Genomic DNA, 20518 nt, shown 5'->3' with positions numbered 1-20518 from the left:
ACTAGGACTACTCATCGCGTTTTTTATAGCTATCGCGGTGATGATTTTGATGATCTCAAAGTGGCGAGTTCATCCATTTTTGGCAATCCTGTCCATCGCGTTAGCCTTCGGGCTGCTTGCGGGCATCCCACTCACGGATCAAGACGACGAGACACCGGGCATCGCCACGGTGATTGGTGAAGGCTTCTCAGGGATCTTCACCTCGATCGGTATCGTCATTATCCTCGGCGCGCTGATCGGCCTCATCTTGGAAAAAACCGGTGGCGGATTCCAAATGGCGGATGCCCTGGTGAACACCATTGGCAAGCGGTTCCCGGTTTTGGCGACGCAGCTGATGGGTTTCATCGTATCGATCGCAGTGTTCTGTGATTCCGGGTTCGTTGTTCTGAACCCCATACGGCGAGCACTGGTCCGGCGCACCGCCACAGCCTCAGCGTCGATGACTATTGCGCTCGCATCGGGTTTGTATATTTCACACGTGTTCATCCCACCAACACCAGGGCCCATTGCTGCTGCCAGCACCATGGGGATGGGCGATAACCTCATCTTGGTCATCGGCATGGGCTTTCTTGTCGCGATTCCTGCCCTGGTCGTCTCGTATTTCATGGCCACTCGCTGGGCCAAGCGTGTGACGACCGTCGAAGATGAAGAAATTACCAGCGAAGACGTAGAAGCCGAGTACGAAACGTTGCGCCATTCCTACGGTCGGCTACCCAGTAAATTCTTGTCGTTTATGCCGATCGCCGTCCCGATTATTGCCATGGCCATCGGTTCTGTCGTCACCATGTCTGGCGGGGAAGGTTTTGGTGCAGAGCTTTTCGAATTCTTCGGCATCCCTATCATCGCGCTGGCCCTTGGCCTCCTCGTCGCACTGATTGTCTTGGGGGTCCAGCAGCGCATGTCGGAGCTTCAAGACATTACCGAAGATACCCTGCGAGTGACCGGTCCGATCCTGTTTATCACCGGTGCTGGTGGGGTGCTGGGTGCGGTGATCGCCGCCAGTCCGTTGATCGACTACATCACCGAGGTTGCTCCAGGATTCGCTTCGATCGGTCTGTTTTTCCCATTCCTCGTCTCCGCCGTACTCAAAACAGCCCAGGGTTCATCAACGGTTGCCATGGTCACGACCGCGGGAATTGTTGCCCCACTCCTGGGCACGCTTGGCTTGGAATCCGACGTCCAGGTAGCACTCGCCGTGATGGCCATTGCAGCCGGAGCTATGACTGTCTCACACGCCAATGACTCATATTTCTGGGTTGTGACCCGTTTTGGAAACCTCACAGTCCAGGAAGGCTATCGAACACACACGCTGACCACCGGCGTCATGGGCGTCACCTCAATCATCTTCATCTGGTTGGTTGGACTGTTCGTATGACCAACAACCCACGCACAAATACCAAGCCCCTGAATGTTCTGTTGGTACCCGATTCGTATAAGGGCTCTCTGAGCTCCAGCGACGTCGCGCGCGCACTGGCCGAAGGCATTTACCGAGCTGCCCCCGATACTCTGCTGACCGCCATTCCCATGGCCGACGGCGGAGAAGGTACCGTGGACGCCCTGGTCGCCGCGGCTAATGGTGAACGCCACGAACTGCAAGTGACAGGCCCAGAACATCTACCGGTCACAGCCAGTTACGGCCAACTTGCCGACGGCGCGGTGATCGAAATGGCTGCGGCGGCCGGGCTCCCGCTGACTACCCAGCCGAATCCAGAGATCACCACGACCTACGGGGTGGGCCAACTGATTGATCACCTGGGAGATCAGAACATGATGATCGGTGCGGGCGGATCAGCCACCAACGATCTTGGCTGCGGTGCGGCCGCTGCCTGTGGAGTCACATTTTATGATGACGCTGGGCAGCAATTTGTACCAACGGGCGCGACCCTGGGCAAAATAGCCTCCATTGACATATCGCAGATGCGCCGTCCAGCTGAGCTCACCGTCATGACCGATATTGACAACCCCTTGCTGGGCGACAACGGCGCCGCAGCGATCTTCGCGCCACAGAAGGGCGCCGACCCGGCTATGGTGCAGCGCCTGGAGCGCGGTGCAGCGCATGCCGCGAACATCATTGCCCGTGACGTCGGTGTGGACGTCACAGGTGTTGCCGGAGGGGGAGCGGCCGGTGGGTTTGCCGCGGGAATGTATGCGTTCTTCGGCGCAAAATTGAGCACTGGAGTCGACGACGTCCTGGATGCAGTTGGTTTCGACGAGTGGGCTAAAACGGCTGATCTGATCCTCACCGGGGAAGGGCAGCTGGACGGTCAGTCATTGGCCGGCAAGGTGCCCGTCGGTGTGGCACGCCGAACCGATAAGCCAGTGATTGCGATCGTGGGGTCCGTAGGCGAGGGCGCGCGAGCCAGTTACGACCACGGGATCACCGCCGTCTTTGGTATTACCCCGAAACCGCAAGCTCTTGAAGCCGCATTAGCCGATACCGCGGACAACCTCACGGCAACGGCCGAGAACATTATGCGCACTTGGCTGGCCGCCGGCGGCGGAGGCCGTTAGGAGCGCACCTGATAGGCAAGGTCGAAAATGTAGCGGCCGGCCCGCTGGGCTTTTGCTTCGAAGCTCGTAACGGGCCGGGTGGTAAAGCGTGGTGCCCAACCCCCAACCGTGTCCAGAGCTTCCTCCCAGGGCAGGGGATTGCCGTCATCGGTGCCATGGGCCCGTGCCAAGGTTAATGGAGAGTGTTCGCCGGCGAGTCGGCCAGCGTGTAGGTTTTCGAATGCTGGATGGTCATCGAGCGTCGTGCGCATTTGGTGGGCGTAGTGCGACCAATCGGTGGCCAACCGCAGTACGCCGTCGTCGGTGAGTACCCGGGCAATGCGGTCAAGGAATTGCGGTTGGATGAGCCGACGTTTATGGTAGCGGTTCTTGGGCCACGGATCCGAGAAGAACACCCATACCTCACTGACGGTTCCAGCGCCCAGCATGTGGTCCAAGACTTCTGGAGCGTTCGCTTCGACCATACGTATATTGGTGACGTTTTCGGTGGCCACGCGGTTCAGCAGTTTTGCCAGTCCGGGCCTGTACACTTCCACAGCCAGGAAATTTTTGTCGGGGTGGGCCTGTGCGCCGGCAAAGGTCGATTCGCCATGACCGACGCCCACATCGACGATGAGTGGCGCATCCTGTTCCCACACCTGTGCGACGTCCAAATGCGATTCTGGGGCCACCGAGGTGTCAGCAAATGACCTGGTCACCGGCAATATGGTGGTACCCGTATGGTCATCCCAAAGGCGCTGCCTGTTGGGCGACATGGCCAGTTCACGACGTACGAACGACACCGGACCTTCGCGAACAATTTTTGTCCCCTCGGGGGTCTCAATTTTGCGGTATCCCGACGGCACCGATGCGTTGGTGACATCTTCGGGATGATCAGAGTGTTTATCAGCAGACATAGGTGTTGAGTTTTCTCAGCGTTCTAGTGGTGGTTCAGTCGTGATTCGTGGTGCATGCCCATCGTAGTGCAAGGTTCTTGGAGCAACGAATTTCGGCGCAAAGCCGCCCAATAATATATCACCGAGGTACAGCGCACGTGGAACGTATTGGAATTGACGCCAGAAGTATTACAGTTAAGGGTAACGAGTCCCGTATGGAAGGAAGACTTATGAGCTTGGCTCAGTTGCCGCTACGTTTGACCACCGGTGCTTTTGTACTGAATTCCGGTATCGGAAAGCTCAGCCTCTCGGATGAAGATGCTGAGGGTTTGCAGCAGATGGCCGCAAACGGTGTGCCCGTTTTGGCGGACATGTCGCCCGCAGCATTCCGTCGGTTTATCGCCTTTACCGAGATTGGTGTTGGGGCCGCACAGTTGATTCCAAAAGTTCCAGGCTGGTTGGCCGGTACGGCGCTGAGTGCGTTTTCAGCCGGATTGCTCAACATGTACTTGAACACTCCTGGTATGACTCAGGAAGACGGCGTCCGTCCAAGCTCGGATGGTACTGCTGTTGCCAAGGATGTGTGGATGCTCGGCGCAGGTCTGAGCATGCTCGTCGATTCGACGGTCAACACCACATCACGCCGCAAGAAAGCAGCGAAGCGTCGTGTGTCCAAGATCCATGACGCCAAGGAACAAAAAGTAGAAGCGATCCATTCTGCACGTGACGAGCAGCAGAAAGTGTTGCAAAATGCTGCCGAAGCCGCACGTGAAGAGCGCAAAGCGGCCCGTAAGGCTGCCCGTTCTGCACGGAAAGAAGCACATAAAGCCGCCTAATTTAGGTCGCTGTCAAAGAGTAGACCCGGCTACCCGCTGTGACGCTCCCCGTGGAACGGGGCCCCCGTTGACGGTCGGTAGCCGGGTTCTTTTATTGCCCAAATCGAGTTCGATTCGGTCAATTGCAGTGTTTTTGGCATCGTGACGGGTTCACCATTGTGATAGTTGTCGACGATGATCGCCGAGATGCGGCGTCTGTTTGCAGATTCGGCGTCCAGCTTGCGCAACACCCAGGTATGTTCGGTCGCCAATTGCAGTTCTTGACCTGCTGAATAACCGGAAGCCAGCTGACGGGCGCGCAACATTTCGGCGTCCCACGCGGCGGCCGCAAGCATCACGATGAACGCGATCCAAATCATCACGATTACGTACAGAATGCCGTTGACGGTCGTGAACAGTTGCTCGAACACGGTGACGCGCTCCAGCAACCAGCCGGTAAAGACCAGCGCCGAGAACAGGATGATGACTGCAAAGGCCGCCCCCGTGGTGACGATACGATACCGAGGTCGCAGGATGTTGGGGCCGCGATAGAAGGCCTGCGAGACAAGGAAGGTGAGCACCAACAGGATCAGGGGCCACTTCAACACATTCCAAGTAGCCACGGTTTCTTGAGTGAGCCCCAGGGCTTGGCCCAAGCGCACCGAAAAGTCGCCGCCCAACACGACCAAAAGGACCAGAGCCAGCGATGCGATCAGTAGCACGAGTGTTTCAATAAACACGACGAGCCGGAAATAGACGAACGGTCGACCCTCGCGGGTGTCATAGAGACGGTTCATAGCCCGATGAAATGCCGCAACAACGTTGGAAGCCGAGTAAAGGGCTCCGATGAGCCCCAGCGTAAGCGCAGTGACGCCACCGGGAGTGTCGACTAGGTTCAAGATCGTGGCGACCACCGTAGAAGCTTCTAGCGCTGGGACCAGGTCGTTGACCAATTCAGCGATCGTCCAGATGGTTTCTTCGGTGAAATCAATCAGCGTCACGATGGAAGTCAGCGCAATGAGCGCGGGCAAGAGTGATAACCCGAGGTAGAACGTCATGGTTGCCGCCAGATCCCACACCTGCATCGCAATCACTCGACCCCAGGTACGCCGGATAACGAACCACAGGGTAGGCCGCGGCTTATGGTAGGTCCGATCCGGCCGCTTGGGTGCAATAATTGTGGCTATCGCCGTACTGGTGGGGCGCCGGACTAGCGACCGAGGTGTCGGCCCGGCGGTTTCGGCCGTCGTCTCTGCGTCGGACGGCGTCTGCGGGCTATTCGAGGCGGCGCGGTTTGACATACATTCGAGCTTAGCTGTTGGCTAGAGCAGATTGGCCGTATCGTAGAGGTGTGATGGTAGTAAAACGCAAAGCTTTTCAGATGGCAGCCCTCGTGGCGGCCGGCAGCATGGTATTGGTTGGATGCTCTGGACAGGGCACTGACGAACACGATGCTGCTCCCGACGACGATGCCACTTCGACGGCCTCTCCAACAGCACCGGGAGCCGAGCTCGATCAGTATGCGCAAGCCCTGGTGACGGATGCCGAGTTGATGGGCACTCCACAGGACCCTCCGGTGGAGGGCTTCGTAGATGAGCCGGTGAGCATGTATTTGACGCTTACCGACTTCAGCCCAACGGGGGAGTGCAAGCAGCTGCTGGATGAGCTCAATTCGTATAGCGGGCCTGCGGTCGCAGGAATCTCCGCGAAATTCGTCAAAGAAGTGGCGCCAAGTAACGGTGACAGCGAGCAGAGTCCCGAGGCTACCCAAGCGGCCGCGGAAACCCTTATTTTTGAAACCGTGAATTCGGATGAACCGATGTCGATCTACCGGGAGATTCCTAACGCCTGTGACACGCTGACCTCCGATGAAGTTGAAGATGCTGAAGCCATCTTTACCAAAGTGCCAGGCCTCGATGCGCTGCACCTAGAAATTTTTGACGGTCAAGAAACTGAGACGATTGCCGTGGGTGGCGCGTCGGTCAATGGCACCTATCACGCGTATATGAGCGCCGAACAAGTCTCGATGGAACAGGCCCAGGAAATGTTTGGGGCTCAAGCAGAGAAGCTGCAAGAGACCTTCCAAGATGAGGCCAGCGCCTCACCGAGCCCCGAGGACGAGAGTTCCGCAGCAGAAACCTCGGACGAACCCACAGCTGACTAATATTGGGCGCACAATTTCGGAATATTCTTGACCAAAAATAGGTTGAGTTAAGTATACTCAAGTTTAGGTTTTTGGATTCCCGGGAGACCGGGAGCAAGGAGAATCGATGAATATTCAATTCACTACGAAATCACAGGAGGCGCTTTCTGCTGCGGCCATGAACGCCTCCACCGCGGGGAACCCACAAATTGAGCCCGCGCATTTACTCAAGGCGCTCATGGACCAGCGCGAATCGGTAGCGGTGGCAGTGCTCAAAGCTGCAAATATTGACCCAGACGCAGTATCCACCCGGGCCTCGAGCCAGATTGCGGCACTGCCCAAAGTGTCGGGATCTTCGGTAGCTGAAGCTCAGCTATCACGTGCCGGCGTAGCGGTCATTTCAGCTGCTCAAACCTGGGCACAGAACAACCACGACCAATTCGTTTCCACCGAGCACTTGTTGCTGGGATTGGCTGCTGACACCAGCGATACGGGCCAGGGTCTTCGGGACTCAGGCGCTACGGCAGAAGCTCTCAGCGCAGCCATGAAGTCGGTTCGCGGCGATACGAAGGTCACCTCAAAGGATCCCGAAGGGACGTTTCAGTCGCTTGAACAATACGGCACTGACCTGACCGAGATAGCCGCTTCTGGCAAACTTGACCCGGTTATCGGCCGGGACGCCGAGGTGCGTCGTCTCATCCAGGTGTTATCGCGCCGCACCAAGAACAACCCGGTGTTGATCGGTGACCCAGGCGTCGGCAAAACCGCCGTCGTCGAAGGTCTCGCACAGCGGATTGTTGCCGCAGATGTACCCGAATCGCTGCGCGGCAAACGCTTGATTTCGCTGGATCTCGGAGCGATGGTCGCCGGTGCGAAATATCGCGGCGAATTCGAAGAACGTCTCAAAGCCGTGCTCGAGGAAATAGCTGCGGCCGACGGCGAGATCGTGACGTTCATTGACGAGTTACATACGGTAGTTGGCGCAGGGGCCGCGGAAGGCTCCATGGACGCCGGAAATATGCTCAAGCCGATGCTGGCTCGCGGTCAACTACGACTGATCGGTGCCACCACCCTGGACGAGTTTCGGGAAAACATTGAAAAAGATCCGGCTCTGGAACGGCGTTTCCAGCAAGTCTATGTCGGGGAGCCCTCCGTTGACGACACGATTGCGATTCTACGCGGCCTGAAAGAGCGCTACGAGGCGCATCACAAGGTCGCCATCACGGATACCGCACTGGTTGCGGCAGCGAATCTGTCGAACCGATATATTACTGGTCGTCAACTTCCCGATAAGGCCATTGATCTCATGGACGAAGCCGCCTCCCGGTTGCGCATGGAGATCGATTCTGCGCCGGAGGCTCTCGACCAACTCCGTCGTGCCGCAGATCGGTTGACTATGGAAGAGCTCGCCCTCGAGGGTGAAACTGACGTCGGATCGATCGAGCGGCTGGCCGCACTGCGCGCAGAACTGGCGGACACCAAGGAAGCGCTAGCCGGTATGACCGCTAAATGGGAAGCCGAAAAGGCCTCCCTCAACAAAGCCGGCGACCTCCGTGTCACCCTGGACGGCCTCCGTTCAGCTGCCGAGCGGGCTCAGCGCGAAGGCGACCTTGCCGAAGCCTCACGGATTCTCTACGGCGAAATTCCGCAAGTCGAAAAGGATCTTGCCGAAGCCGAAGCCGCCGACCACAAGGTGCCTTCCGATGAGACGCCCATGGTCTCCGAAGAAGTGTCGGCCCAGGATATCGCCGAAGTGATTGAAGCCTGGACCGGTATTCCGGCCGGGCGCATGCTCTCGAGCGAGCAAGAAAAACTGTTGCACATGGAAGAAGAAATTGGCCAGCGGCTGATCGGCCAGCGCCAAGCCGTTGAAACGGTATCGGATGCGGTGCGTCGTTCGCGTGCGGGTGTTTCAGACCCAGATCGACCCATTGGATCATTCCTGTTCCTTGGGCCCACGGGCGTTGGGAAAACGGAGTTGGCCAAGTCATTGGCCGAGTTTTTATTCGACGACGACCGCGCCATGGTCCGCATAGACATGTCGGAGTACTCCGAGAAACACTCGGTAGCCCGGCTGGTGGGGTCGCCTCCCGGCTACGTAGGGTACGACGAAGGTGGCCAATTGACCGAGGCTGTGCGACGTCGGCCGTACTCGGTGATTCTGCTGGACGAGGTAGAGAAAGCTCACCCTGAGATCTTCGACATCTTGTTGCAGGTGCTCGACGACGGACGACTGACCGATGGGCAGGGGCGCACCGTCGACTTCCGCAACACGATCTTGATCCTGACGTCCAACCTTGGATCGGAGTACCTGGTGGATGCCAGTCTCGATGAAGCGGATAAACATGCCCGGGTGGGTGCGGCTGTGCGTGCGGCGTTTAAGCCTGAATTCCTGAACCGACTCGATGACATGATCCATTTCGATCCGTTGACCATTCGTGATCTCGTCTCGATTGTGGATTTGCAGATTGAGCAGTTGGCCGATCGCCTGCGACAGCGTCGTCTCAGTCTCGAAGTTACCCCTGCTGCCGCCGAATGGTTGGCCCGGATCGGTTATGACCCCGCCTACGGGGCCCGTCCATTAAGGCGCCTGGTGCAGCGGGAAATCGGAGATAAATTGGCCAAGAACATCCTGGCCGGCGACGTCGTTGATGGCGATACGGTCACCGTCGACGCCGACGCCGACGGCGAGGGGCTCGTCTTAGGAACGAGAACCTCAGCGGGCTAGAAAGTCTGCGCCTTAGGACGCGTCGTCGGTGGTTTCTTCGGTAGGTGACGCAGTTTCCGCGTCGTCCTGGGAACCATCGGCGGCTGCGTCCTCTGCGGTTTGGAGAGGGCTCTCAGACTGCTCATCTTTGGATCGCTGGTCATCTACCTCAGGGCTTTCGACAAGCGACTCAGTAAAATTGGCTTCGTCATTGGTCGATACGATGCAGTCGATCCGACGATCGTCTTCGTTCTCCCAGGTGTATTGCGAAGGCCTCGACGTGTTGATCGAGTAGGTTGCTTGCGTGTTCTCCAGCAGGGTGATGTCCGCGCAGAAGGTCTCGGAATCATCGAGCAGTTCTTCCTCGCCGGGGTGTGACATCTCAAGCGAATGCATGCGACGTCCTACCAGCTGAGCATTATGCGGGGTCGAACACTCGACAATATCCGCAGGACTTCCGGCGTCGGTGTAATTGGCGAGGCAATCACCGGCTAGGAAGTTCTCCGGAGAAACATTGGTCGCAATGATGCCGTCCAGGCCAGGGGAGGGGTTTCGGGTGCTGGTTTCTTCCGGTTGTTCCGCGCCGTTGTTGTCGGAGGAACTGAAACTGTAGACGAAGAACATGACGACTGCGAGGATGACGATAAGCACCGACAGAAAGATAATCCACGAGTTTCGTCGTGAACGACGCTCCTGTTGTTGACGGAGTTGACGTCGAGTCGGTGCAGCGTGGTCTTCAGCTGACAGCGGAGACCCGGGGTCCGAGTTGGGGTGGTTATCGGCTGGGGTCATGCCGGTCCATCATCCTTCCTGACAGCAGTATTCATAGTCTCCGTTGGCACATGCATTTGCGCGGAGCCACTAGGGTTCTGCCGGTTGTTAGCTGATCCTAGAGCGAAAGCCCTGGTTATACCAGACATATTTTAGCTGGCGAGGGGCGAACTCTACTCAAACATGTTAACCTGGTAAGCACGAACCATTACAAAATTGAGACCTCGAGGGCAGCATGGGCCTTATGTTGCCGCTTTTGAGGACACAGAGACCGCGAAGGGGGTCACGCTCATGGGGCGCGGCCGTCAAAAGGCAAAGGCAACCCGTCAGGCACGGGACATGAAGTACTTCTCGCCAGCTACCGATTTGGCAGCACTGGAACGAGAGCTATCCGCTAACAAACCCAATAAGGACGAGCACGACGAGTACTCCGAACACGCGGAAAAGTATGATCCCTACGAGGATGGGTTCGGCGAGGACTCATCCCATTCGTAGGCGCTCTTCTCGAAGGGTTTTTTTGAAGCTTGAAAGAGTCGGCACGGTGAGATGACGCGTTCATCTGACCGGCCGATTTCTTTCGAGCCTTCTTCGATTTCGGAAGATCACCCAGCGTACGCGACGCATCAGGCAGCCATCCGTTCGGTTCAGCGCGTCATCGACGATAGGGCGCCCTATCAAAACGTGCAGGTAGCGTCCACCGGCATCGGGCAGCTTCTCAGGCTCAAGCCGCTTATTCTCACGGGTGCCGGCATGTCCACAGATTCTGGCATTCCGGACTACCGCGGGCCCAAAGGTTCACTTCGGCATTCCCGGCCGATGACTTATCAGGAATTTCTGCACGACGACGCCGCTCGGCACCGGTACTGGGCGCGTTCGTTTGTGGGGTGGCAACATATGTACGATGCGACTCCACACGTGGGACATGACATTATTTCACGTTGGAACGCATCGGGTGTCATTTCTGGGGTGGTGACCCAGAATGTTGATGGGTTGCATCAGCGCAGTCAAGACGGCATTGATGCTCAGTTGGGCCACAACACCGAGCCGGGGCGAGTGATTGCCCTGCACGGTTCGATGGACGAAATCGAGTGTCTGGTGTGCGGGGTGAAGGAAGATCGTGAAGCATTTGGCATTCGGCTGCATGAGGCCAATACCGGTGTGGCGGATGACTGGCATATTACCGAGGCTGATATTAACCCCGACGGTGACGCGCGCATCCCGCAGCGGTGGGTTGACGAGTTCACAATGGTGCAGTGTTTGAATTGTGGCTCGGATAAGCTCAAACCGACCGTCGTCTATTTTGGTGAGGTCGTTCCCCGTCAGCGCAAGGAGTCCATCAGTGCGTTGCTCGAGTCGTCGGGCGCTCTGATCGTCGTCGGTTCTTCCTTGGCAGTCATGAGCAGTTATCGGATCCTGCTCGAAGCTGATCGCAACCGAAAGCCCATCGGGGTCATCAACCGGGGCCCTACCCGTGGTGAAGAGCGTGCAACATTCCGCTGGCACACCGGTGTGCAGCAGGCCCTTGAATGGTTGGACGAAAAAATCTCCTAGAGCGCGCGTCACCTCGCCACGTCCATTCGCTTGTGGGTGGGCAACACAAAATTGTCGATTGTACTGTCGGTCTCCCTGGCCGCTATGCCTTGTCATGCCCCGAGCGGCATCTACATTAGCGCGGCGGCCTTGTATGGGGCGGCGCCATGAGTGGTAAGTAGCGCTGCCGAAGGACTCGGGAGCGCTCACATCAGGGTTTCGAGGCGAATTAAAAACTTTTGTCAAAGTATTGCTTGTTGCTATTCAAGCAACTAGGTTGCTATGTGAGCAGCATCACAGTTCAGGCGGGCCGTGAATTTCACTCCCGGTGCTGTGCCTCAGACGAAAGGAATGCTCATGAAGAGAATCGGCGTCGACGTCGGTGGAACATTCACCGACCTCTATTACCTAGATGATGGACAACGTGTAAGCGTTGTCGAGAAAGTTCCCTCAACTCCGGAAGATCCATCACAGGCCGTCCTGAATGGCCTGGCACGCCTCAGCGAAAAAGCTGGGGTCCCACTTTCCGAAATAGATCAGCTCGTACACACCACGACCGTCCCCACAAATACCGCACTCACGCACAAAGGTGCTGAAGTCGGGATGATCACGACCCACGGTTTCCGCGACATCCTGCATATCGCACGGCATAAGAAGCCGTACAACTTTTCGCTGCAACAGGACCTGCCTTGGCAGACGCAACCGCTGGTGAAGCGCCGTCACCGTCTGACTATCAACGAACGCATTACTGCACCACGCGGTGACGTTCTCGTTGAACTGGATGACGACGAAGTGCGTGCCCGCGTTCGCGAGCTCAAAGCTGCCGGCGTCGAAGCTATTGCGGTGTGTCTGCTGCACTCTTACCTCAATCCAGCGCACGAACACCGTGTCGGGGAGATTGTTCAAGAAGAATTCCCCGAGGCTTATCTTTCGCTCTCATCCGATATTGTTCCGTTGTACCGCGAATACGAACGGTTCTCTACAACTGCTCTGAACGCCTACGTCGGTCCAAAAGTGTCGCGGTACCTCCGCCGCTTGCAGACAGAAGCCGAGAAACTTGGTTTCAAGCACGATATTCTCATGATGCAGTCCTCCGGCGGTATGATTCCGATCGCCGATGCGGGACGACGCCCAGTTTCTCTGATGATGTCCGGTCCGGTCGGTGGGCTCATCGGCGGCATGTGGGCCGCTGAGCAATCTGGACACAATAATGTGGTGACCCTGGATATTGGTGGGACCTCAGCCGACATCGGTGTCGCATACGAGGGTGAGCTGCGCATGCGCCATCTCCTCGACACCAAAATCGGGGATTATCAGGCCATGATTCCAATGGTCGATGTCGACACCATCGGTGCCGGTGGTGGTTCAATCGCGTTTCAAGATGCCGGCGGTGTCTTCCGTGTGGGCCCACAATCGGCAGGTGCTACGCCAGGGCCGGTGTGTTACGGACGCGGTGGTACAGAACCAACATCGACCGACGCGCAAGCATTTTTGGGACGGATGCGTCCGGGCCGACCCCTGGCCGGGTCCGGAATGGACTTGGATTTGAAAGCAGCCCGAGACGTGTTCAATACGTTGGGTTCCAGCATGAACATGACCGCTGAAGAAGCGGCTGTCGGTGCCCTGCAGGTGCAAAAATTCGGTATGACGCAGGCTATCGAGCAGAACTCAGTACGCCGAGGCTATGACCCTCGCGACTTCATCCTGGTCGCAGCTGGTGGCGCCGGTGCGCTGTTTGCCTGTGAAATTGCTTCGGAGCTGGAAGTGCCGAAAGTATTGGTCCCAGCGAGCCCAGGCATTATTGCAGCAATCGGCTTGCTCGCCACTGACGAAACTTACGAATACGTTGCTACTGAACGATTCAATTTCGATGAAGCTAACACCGCTTCAATTCAGAAATCCTACGAACAGCTCGAAGCACGAGCAGTTGCCCGGTTGGATTCGGAGAGCATTTCCGAGGATCGACGCAAAATCGAATGGCTCGCCGATGCCCGTTATGAAGGCCAAGGTTATGAAGTTCGTTTCAGCGTACCGAAGGGCAAGATTGATGACCAGTGGCTCACACAGGTTGAGCAAGCATTCCACGCGGCCCACCTGGAAGAGTTTGGCCACAAGTTCGAAAACGGCACCGTCGAAGTTATTAACATCCGCGTCGATGCCTCTGCCGTGATGGACGAACTGCCGACTCCACTGCCGAACACCACCGGTGGACTCGAAGCGGCCCTGGTCGAGACCCGTCCGGTGACCTTCGATGTTGAAGGCAAACCAACTACGGTCAATACGGGGTTCTACGAACGTGAAAAACTCGGTGTTGGGACAGAGTTTGTTGGTCCAGTCATTATTGAACAGTATGACTCGACCGTCGTTGTACCTCCTGGCTTCCACGGCGTCGTCGATGAGGTAGGAAACCTGGCGATTACTTGCCCATCTGCGGTCGAAACTGAAGAGAAACTCGCAACACCAATCCTGATGCGTGTTATCGGTGGGGCTCTTAACTCAGCGGCTAAGGAAATGGCCTCGGTCCTGTTCCGTATGGCATATTCCTCGATTATCCGCGAGTCCGAGGACTTAGGTGCGGGACTCTTTGACCGAGATGGCAACGTGTTGGCAGAGTCCGACTCGACACCGATGTTTATGGGATCCATGCCCAAAATCGTCCGAGGTGTGATCTCGGTGCTCGGCGACGATATCCACGAAGGCGATATCATTCTGCACAACGACCCATATCTGGGCGCAACGCACTCACCAGACGTCGCGATCATTCAGCCGATCTTCCACGAAGGCGAACTCGTTGGCTTCTCCGGCGCTTCGGGACAGATCATAGACAACGGTGGTGCATTCTCCGGGCTGATGGTGGATATTCAAGACATCCAATCCGAAGGAACGATCTTCCGTGCAGTCAAGGTGTATGAGAAGGGCGTGCGTCAGGAATCACTGATCCGACACATCCTCAACAACACCCGCACACCAACCTCCAACGAAGGCGACTTCCAGGCGATGATTGCTGCCTGTAACCTCGCCAGTAACCGCTACCTGTCGCTCATCGATCGGTACGGACTGGAAGCTGTTGAAGATGCTGGCCAATCATGGATCAACTATTCTGAACGCATGCTGCGTCAAGAAATCGCCAAGATTCCTGACGGAGTGTACGAAACCGACGTCGGCTACCTAGATGACGATGGACGAAACTACGGTAAGAAATTGCCGATCGTCGTCAAGGTCATTGTCGAAGGCGACGAGATCACCTATGATCTAACCGGCTCGTCTCTACAGGTACCGACCGCATATAACTGTGCATTCGAAGGTACCACGGTGTCGGCATTCACTTTTATTACCCGCATGATGTTCCTCGACGAAATGGCATTCCCGGTCTTTGTTCCGCAAAACGAGGGCATGCTCAAGCCTCTGAAGGTCATTGCGCCGGAAGGTACAATCTTCAATCCGAAGTATCCTGCAGCAACCTTCTCACGCTTCTCTCAAGTACAGCGTGCAGTGGACTTAGCGCTAAAGGCACTGGCTCCGGTAATCCCAGAGCGAGTAACTGCCGGTAACTCTGCGCACATCCACTTCATGTCGTATTCGGGTTGGGATAAGAAAGCCGAAGAATACTGGGTATATCTCGAAGTCAATGAAGGTTCCTATGGTGCTCGCCAGAACTCTGATGGTCCAGACTCAGTTGACAATCTCATTTCCAACACAAGAAATAACCCGATCGAAGAGCTTGAGTGGCGGTTCCCAATGCGAACCGACCGTTACGAGTTGCGTGAAGAACCAGCAGCTGCCGGTGAGTACCGCGGCGGCATCGGTATCGTCCGCGAAAACACCTTCCTGGAAGACACCATTATTACCTGTGAGGGTGAGCGCCACGAATCAGACGTCCCATGGGGAGCATATGGTGGTCATGAGGGTCGGAACGCATCCATCATCAAGAACCCTGGCCGTGATGGTGAAGAATCGTGGCCATCGAAGGTTACTGGTCGCGAGCTGCTAGCAGGAGATTCTGTTCAGATTACCGTCCCGTCCGCTGGCGGGTTTGGTCATCCGATGAAACGCGACGCCGAGAAAGTTCTATCGGACGTGCTCGATGGCTTTACTAATAGGGAAGCTGCCGAACGCGATTACGGTGTCGTACTCAAAGAAACAACCAACGGACTAGAAATCGACGAAGCAGGAACTGAAAAACTTCGGACTGCTGCCTTAGCAGTAGTAGAAGTAAGTTAACTCTCCAAACACTTCGAGCTTCTCGACCTTATAGAAGCGGGGGCCACTTGTATCAACGCGATACCAGTAGCCTCCGCTTTAGCCGTATTCATGGTTTAAAGTCGCAAGTGGTATCGAAGAACCGGGTTTGGTTGGCGAGGTTCTCTCTACGCTCCTTGACTTAGTCACTCTACTTTTGCCAGAAAACATTGCGATATCGTGTTTCAGTTGGATCGATTGACCGCGGTAAGCTCACTGACGGGTGTCCGTCAGGTTCCATATGAATGTGGAGTAGTTGCTTATGCGAAGCGCGGTGATGATGGCGACACACCAGTGCCGCATTCGCCAGTTTTGTTTGTCCTCCGTGTTCCCAGGGCTCTATGTGGTGACCTTCGCACCAGACTGCAGGAATCGGGCACCCTGGGACAACGCAACCGCGGTCACGAACATGGAGTGCGCGTCGGATTGTCCGAGGGAAAAGGCGTTGCGACCGTCCCACGTCGAGAGGCTGTGAAGCAGACCCTAAAACCGTCGGAATGATGTTATTGCTACATGCTTGTTGTCGTGCTAATCCGTAGTCGATCTTGACATTGCCAGGCGACCCCACCGGGGCGGACCTTGAGTGATGTGGTTGCTTGAGCAACTCGAGGATTTTGGCTACCTCGCTTGCGTTGTCTCCCTTGAGTAGGGGAGCATCGACCGTGCTCTCGAGAGATGTACCAGTAAGATCTTGTAACGAGATCTCTACGATCACATCGAGATTTGGTCGTAGAAGTTGGTAACCGGGTGGAATGAGTGAGGCGAGAGGATCCTTGGTCTTCGGGGCTGTGCGATCTGCAGCATCCGGAGGGTGAATCTCGGTTTCAGCGGTGTCTGTCGGCCCCAATCCGAGCAGACCGGCTAACACGTTAGATTGCTCAGCTGCCTTCATCAATGCTTCGTCGTGGCCTCGCTGTTCTGCGTCGGTAGCGTCCGGTGCATAGGTTTTACGTAGTATCAAACCTGCTGATAGGAAATCCATCATCGCGTTGAGCCAGCGCTCAGCGGTGGTTCGTCCGTCGAAGAGTTTGGCAATGCCCAGGTCGACATCGGCCGGTGTAATCCGAGGATGATTGCTCATTTCGTCGGCGTCATGTATCTCATCGGTGGAGCCCTGAGGCGTAGCAGGCGATGTCTTGTCGTGTTGTTCTTGCATCTTTGCGACCGTTGAATGCAGCTTGCTGGCAAGTTCTCTGATCGCGTTGAGATGTAATAGCTCGCCCTGATCAATAATGGCTGTGACTCGATGCAGTGTGTCGCCGATAGGGCCTTCATAAAAAAGGCCTTTCTCGTGCTTGAGCTGATCATCCGTCAACGGCTTTTTAGGGCCGATGAGACCATTCGTGACGGCGTCGCTGCGCGATTTTGCATAGCGGGCAAAGGTATGTGGGTTGTTTCGCAGGGCATGATATACAAACTCATGCTCCTTCTGCGCGACGACATCATTAGCAGTAGCCTGGTCCCCTCCAGCCCGTCGAATAGCCTGTCTGATATCCGAGAGATTCTGTTGTGCAACAGCAGCTGTCTCCAACGAGATACGCCCTTGTTCGAGTTGGGAGGCCAGCCGCGGTGTTTCGAGTTTTGTGTTTCGATAGTTCATCTGCGGCCACATCCCAGCGGCGGCAGTGATCCGCTTATCCACCGCAGCAAAGGTCAGGCGTAATGTCGAAGCTACGAATGAAATCGCAGCTGCTAGCGGAGTTTGTCCTCGATGTTGTCCAGGAATTTTCAGTGTGATCCCGGGATTGCGTAAGTACTGGACTAAATCCGCTGTGGCACGGGTGCTGACGATCCCTGCGAGATCGGCATTCTCTTCTCGAATCTGAACGTATTCCACCAGGGACAGCTTCTCTGCCGGAACGGAAGCCGCAGCATCAGTGGAATCGGTGTCTGGGTTGACGGAATCGACAAATCCGTGGTCCTTGGGGTCAATCGGCGCGAATAAGTCGGCTGTCTCGTGGGTCAGGAGTTGTTTCTCACGCAATGTGATCTGTGTTCGCAAAGCCTGGAGCTCTGCAAGGCTGCACATGGCCAATTCCGAACCAAGCTTGTCGTCTACCGAATCGTGGGCGGCCATCATGGTCTGCGACATCCGCTGACGCAACGGGAGAAGATCCTCTACCGCATCAACATCCTCAGAGAGCAAGCCGTTGGGATTCGCACCAAGGCCGTTGGCAAAGATAGTATCGGCCAACAAGCTAACGCTGGGAGCAGCTGCTGTACTGGATGTCATGACCACCTCCTGGGATCCGGGTCATCACAGTGTCTTACATTGTCAGGGCACCGCGACATGGCGCCGGTCTTTATGTGGAAAAACGGCGACCTGGTCCGTCGGTGTGGAAAAGTCCACTCTCTTGGCACCCATATGGTTCAGAATTCGGCTTATCTAGGTAAACTGAGTACCACCAACTGCGAAATTTATCCCGCAAAGGAAGGCGACCTGTGACCTCAACGAGCGCAACCACCACGACAGCTTCACCTGCCAGTTATGAAAACCTTACCCCGCTGGCTTTTCTCGGTCGTAGCGCCGCGACCTTTCCGGATCGTGAAGCGGTTATTTACGGCACACGTCGCCGCACATACGCCCAGTTCGAAGCTGAAGTACAACAGCTAGCCCGAGCCCTTGCGAAGAGCATCAAACCGGGCCAAGTGGTGAGTTTCGTTGCACCCAATACCCCAGAAATGCTGGCGGCCCACTATGCGGTGCCACTGATCGGTGCTGTGCTGAATCCGTTGAATCCAAGACTGGCAGGGCGCGAATTTGGCTATATTTTCGAACACGCCGAATCTCAGATCGTTTTTGTGGATTCAGAAGTCGCTGACGTCGTTTCTGATGCGGCCGCGAGCATGAAAAATCCGCCTGCCGTTATCGAATTGGTGGACGAGGAATTCGGGGTCGAACCAACGGGTCAGCTTCCAACCTTTGCCGACTTTATGGCCGCAGCTCCGGAACAAACACCAGACAATACGTTTGTTTACGACGTCGCAAACGAACTTGACGCTATTACCCTCAACTACACGTCGGGAACTACGGGGCCGCCCAAGGGCGTTCTTTACACTCACCGCGGTGCCTACCTCGCTGCGCTGGGGAACACTCAACATTATCGTCTCGATGGGGCCTCGAAATACCTGTGGACCCTTCCCATGTTCCACTGCAATGGCTGGACTATGACCTGGGGTGCCACGGCCAGCGCGTCAACACACGTATGTTTGCGTGCCGTCCGTCAGGATGCCATCTGGGATGCTTTTGACGATGAGGGCATTACGCACTTATGCGGTGCGCCTATTGTGGCAGCATCCATTATTGACGCTGAGCGCGCTCGCAAACTTGAACATCCGGTCAGGTTGATCACTGCTGCCTCGGCACCGCCGCCGTCGGTGATCGAAGGACTCGAGGAACTCGGAATCATGCCCGTGCACGTCTATGGGTTAACCGAAACCTACGGCCCGGCCACCATTAATGAAGCGCAAGATCACTGGGCTGAGCTGACTGTCACACAACGTGCTCGTCAGCTGGCCCGTCAGGGTGTGCCGATGCTCCAGAACTCCCAGGTGGCAGTTGTCGACCCCCAGGGGAATCAACTGCCGGCCGACGGCGAAACTCAAGGCGAAGTCGTCATTCGAGGTAACGGCATCATGGCGGGGTACTACAAGAACCCCGAAGCCACCCAGGAATCGTTTGCCGGAGGCTGGTTCCACACCGGTGACATCGGGGTACAGCACTCAGACGGATACATTCAGTTGATGGACCGACTCAAAGACATCATCATCTCCGGTGGGGAGAACATTTCTTCGATCGAGGTCGAAGGGGTGCTACATGGTCACCCTGCGGTGTCTGATGCGGCCGTGATCGGTGTTGCTGACGAACGCTGGGGTGAGCGTCCGGTGGCGTATGTCGTCGTGAATGACTCCGTGACGTCCAACGATTTGCGAGAACATTGCCGTACCGAATTGGCCGGTTTCAAAGTGCCAGATGCTTTCCACCTCATCGATGAACTGCCGCGGTCGTCCACCGGTAAGATTCGTAAAACGGAACTGCGCGATCTAGCAGATTAGAGTTTTGGCGGCTTGTGGTGCTGCCAGATTGGTTCACGTTTTTCGAGAAAGGCGCCGATGCCTTCTTGCGCATCCGGCATGATAGCGTTTTGCGTCATCACTTCTGACATGTGCTCGTAGGCTTCGACGGTCGATACATTGATCTGTTCGTAAAACGCTCGCTTGCCAATGCTTACGGTGGCGGCCGAAGCCTCGGCTACGTGTTCAGCCAGAGCATGCACCGTGGTGTCGAGGTCCTCGTCGCTGGCCACATGGGAAACTAGTCCGTGGGTCAGCGCGTCGTCGGCAACGAGTGGTTCGCCGGTCAGCAGCATCCGCAGGGCCACTTTGCGGCCTACGGCTCGGCTGAGTGCAACCATCGGTGTGGAACAAAATAGGCCGATTCGTACGCCGGGGGTGGCGAACTGAGCCGATGCTCCAGCAACCGCGAGGTCACAGGTCGCCACCAGTTGGCATCCGGCTGCTGTTGCGAGGCCGTGCACTTTAGCGATCACGGGTTGCGGAATTTCCTGAATGGTTAACATCAGAGCGGTGCAGGTTTCGAAAATTTCACGCTGGGCGTCCTCGTCAGCACCGTGAACTTCGCTCAAATCGTGACCGGCTGAAAATACCTTGCCCTCCGAGGCCAAGATGACCACGTGAATGTCTTGGCGTTGCCCAATCTCCTTGAACTTTGCGTTGAGTTGTCGCATCGCGGCCACCGATAGTGCGCCCATTTTGGCGGGATTATCGAGAGTGACCGTTGCTATGGTGTCGTGCACTGTGGCGTGTACGAGTTCGGACATGGGCAGACTCCTTCAAAGCTAGCCGGAGTATCCGGGCTGAATGTTTGTCATGGAGTTCAGACTACCGCTTCACCCAGACAAACAAA

The 20518-nt window shown here is 56.4% G+C and carries 14 protein-coding genes; 9 read left to right on the top strand and 5 right to left on the bottom strand.

Translation table 11 applies throughout. From position 1 onward, the window contains the following. The coding region (locus tag L0H14_RS03825) for a GntP family permease (protein ID WP_336621722.1) at window positions 1–1375 on the top strand (1375 nt) is incomplete at its 5' end. Beyond that, complete coding sequence (locus L0H14_RS03820; protein WP_301419380.1) at window positions 1372–2511, top strand: glycerate kinase; 1140 nt, start codon at window positions 1372–1374, stop codon at window positions 2509–2511. The genes L0H14_RS03825 and L0H14_RS03820, both read left to right, overlap by 4 nt. Here the strand turns inward: L0H14_RS03820 and trmB are convergent. Further along, window positions 2508–3407, bottom strand: a complete 900-nt coding sequence (trmB, locus tag L0H14_RS03815; RefSeq protein ID WP_301419379.1) for a tRNA (guanosine(46)-N7)-methyltransferase TrmB — start codon at window positions 3405–3407, stop codon at window positions 2508–2510. The two genes, L0H14_RS03820 and trmB, sit on opposite strands and share 4 nt — an antisense overlap. A 209-nt stretch (window positions 3408–3616) precedes the next feature. Between trmB and L0H14_RS03810 the strand changes: the two genes are divergently transcribed. Continuing rightward, complete coding sequence (locus tag L0H14_RS03810; RefSeq protein ID WP_301419378.1) at window positions 3617–4222, top strand: hypothetical protein; 606 nt, start codon at window positions 3617–3619, stop codon at window positions 4220–4222. 29 nt (window positions 4223–4251) lie between these two features. Here the strand turns inward: L0H14_RS03810 and L0H14_RS03805 are convergent, their stop codons facing one another. Continuing rightward, the gene (locus tag L0H14_RS03805) at window positions 4252–5502 is read right to left on the bottom strand and encodes a YihY/virulence factor BrkB family protein (protein WP_301419377.1); all 1251 of its coding nucleotides are present in this window, start codon (window positions 5500–5502) and stop codon (window positions 4252–4254) included. A gap of 50 nt (window positions 5503–5552) precedes the next feature. Here L0H14_RS03805 and L0H14_RS03800 point away from each other — a divergent pair, with 50 nt between their 5' ends. Beyond that, a complete protein-coding gene (locus L0H14_RS03800) occupies window positions 5553–6365 on the top strand; it encodes a hypothetical protein (protein WP_301419376.1) in 813 nt (270 codons plus the stop codon). 106 nt (window positions 6366–6471) lie between these two features. Then, a complete protein-coding gene (gene clpB / locus L0H14_RS03795; RefSeq protein WP_301419375.1) occupies window positions 6472–9072 on the top strand; it encodes an ATP-dependent chaperone ClpB in 2601 nt (866 codons plus the stop codon). Between the two features lie 12 nt (window positions 9073–9084). Here clpB and L0H14_RS03790 read toward each other — a convergent pair whose 3' ends face one another. Then, on the bottom strand, window positions 9085–9843 hold the full coding sequence (locus tag L0H14_RS03790; RefSeq protein WP_301419374.1) for a hypothetical protein: 759 nt from the start codon (window positions 9841–9843) through the stop codon (window positions 9085–9087). Between the two features lie 270 nt (window positions 9844–10113). Between L0H14_RS03790 and L0H14_RS03785 the strand changes: the two genes are divergently transcribed. The 3 genes from L0H14_RS03785 to L0H14_RS03775 all read left to right on the top strand — a co-directional run bounded on the left by L0H14_RS03785 (window position 10114) and on the right by L0H14_RS03775 (window position 15573). Then, complete coding sequence (locus L0H14_RS03785; RefSeq protein WP_301419373.1) at window positions 10114–10317, top strand: DUF3073 domain-containing protein; 204 nt, start codon at window positions 10114–10116, stop codon at window positions 10315–10317. 51 nt (window positions 10318–10368) lie between these two features. After that, window positions 10369–11373: a Sir2 family NAD-dependent protein deacetylase gene (locus L0H14_RS03780; RefSeq protein WP_301419372.1), complete on the top strand. Its 1005-nt coding sequence runs from the start codon at window positions 10369–10371 to the stop codon at window positions 11371–11373. A gap of 336 nt (window positions 11374–11709) precedes the next feature. Continuing rightward, a complete protein-coding gene (locus L0H14_RS03775; RefSeq protein ID WP_301421406.1) occupies window positions 11710–15573 on the top strand; it encodes a hydantoinase B/oxoprolinase family protein in 3864 nt (1287 codons plus the stop codon). A 169-nt stretch (window positions 15574–15742) separates the two neighbouring features. Here the strand turns inward: L0H14_RS03775 and L0H14_RS03770 are convergent, their stop codons facing one another. After that, window positions 15743–17824, bottom strand: a complete 2082-nt coding sequence (locus L0H14_RS03770; protein ID WP_301417996.1) for an HNH endonuclease signature motif containing protein — start codon at window positions 17822–17824, stop codon at window positions 15743–15745. Window positions 17825–18033: 209 nt separating this feature from the next. On the opposite strand from L0H14_RS03770, the gene L0H14_RS03765 reads away from it, so the two are divergent. After that, window positions 18034–19647 carry an AMP-binding protein gene (locus L0H14_RS03765; RefSeq protein WP_301417994.1) on the top strand — a complete coding sequence of 538 codons (1614 nt, stop codon included), beginning with the start codon at window positions 18034–18036 and terminating at the stop codon, window positions 19645–19647. On the opposite strand, the gene L0H14_RS03760 is transcribed toward L0H14_RS03765, so the two are convergent. Next, window positions 19644–20432: an enoyl-CoA hydratase gene (locus L0H14_RS03760; RefSeq protein WP_301417992.1), complete on the bottom strand. Its 789-nt coding sequence runs from the start codon at window positions 20430–20432 to the stop codon at window positions 19644–19646. The genes L0H14_RS03765 and L0H14_RS03760 overlap by 4 nt on opposite strands. Window positions 20433–20518 lie beyond the last annotated feature (86 nt).

It is taken from the genome of Yaniella sp. (genome assembly GCF_030453185.1).
In the GTDB taxonomy this organism is placed as follows: domain Bacteria; phylum Actinomycetota; class Actinomycetes; order Actinomycetales; family Micrococcaceae; genus Yaniella.
The sequence above is the reverse complement of the archived record's forward strand: the minus strand, read 5'-3'. Positions and strand labels throughout refer to the sequence as shown.

Coding starts and splice junctions, on each gene's coding strand:
- L0H14_RS03775 (WP_301421406.1), top strand. CDS start 11,710: ATGAAGAGAATCGGCGTCGACGTCGGTGGAACATTCACCGACCTCTAT.
- clpB (WP_301419375.1), top strand. CDS start 6,472: ATGAATATTCAATTCACTACGAAATCACAGGAGGCGCTTTCTGCTGCG.
- L0H14_RS03805 (WP_301419377.1), bottom strand. CDS start 5,502: ATGTCAAACCGCGCCGCCTCGAATAGCCCGCAGACGCCGTCCGACGCA.
- L0H14_RS03820 (WP_301419380.1), top strand. CDS start 1,372: ATGACCAACAACCCACGCACAAATACCAAGCCCCTGAATGTTCTGTTG.
- L0H14_RS03770 (WP_301417996.1), bottom strand. CDS start 17,824: ATGACATCCAGTACAGCAGCTGCTCCCAGCGTTAGCTTGTTGGCCGAT.
- L0H14_RS03790 (WP_301419374.1), bottom strand. CDS start 9,843: ATGACCCCAGCCGATAACCACCCCAACTCGGACCCCGGGTCTCCGCTG.
- L0H14_RS03780 (WP_301419372.1), top strand. CDS start 10,369: ATGACGCGTTCATCTGACCGGCCGATTTCTTTCGAGCCTTCTTCGATT.
- trmB (WP_301419379.1), bottom strand. CDS start 3,407: ATGTCTGCTGATAAACACTCTGATCATCCCGAAGATGTCACCAACGCA.
- L0H14_RS03785 (WP_301419373.1), top strand. CDS start 10,114: ATGGGGCGCGGCCGTCAAAAGGCAAAGGCAACCCGTCAGGCACGGGAC.
- L0H14_RS03760 (WP_301417992.1), bottom strand. CDS start 20,432: ATGTCCGAACTCGTACACGCCACAGTGCACGACACCATAGCAACGGTC.
- L0H14_RS03810 (WP_301419378.1), top strand. CDS start 3,617: ATGAGCTTGGCTCAGTTGCCGCTACGTTTGACCACCGGTGCTTTTGTA.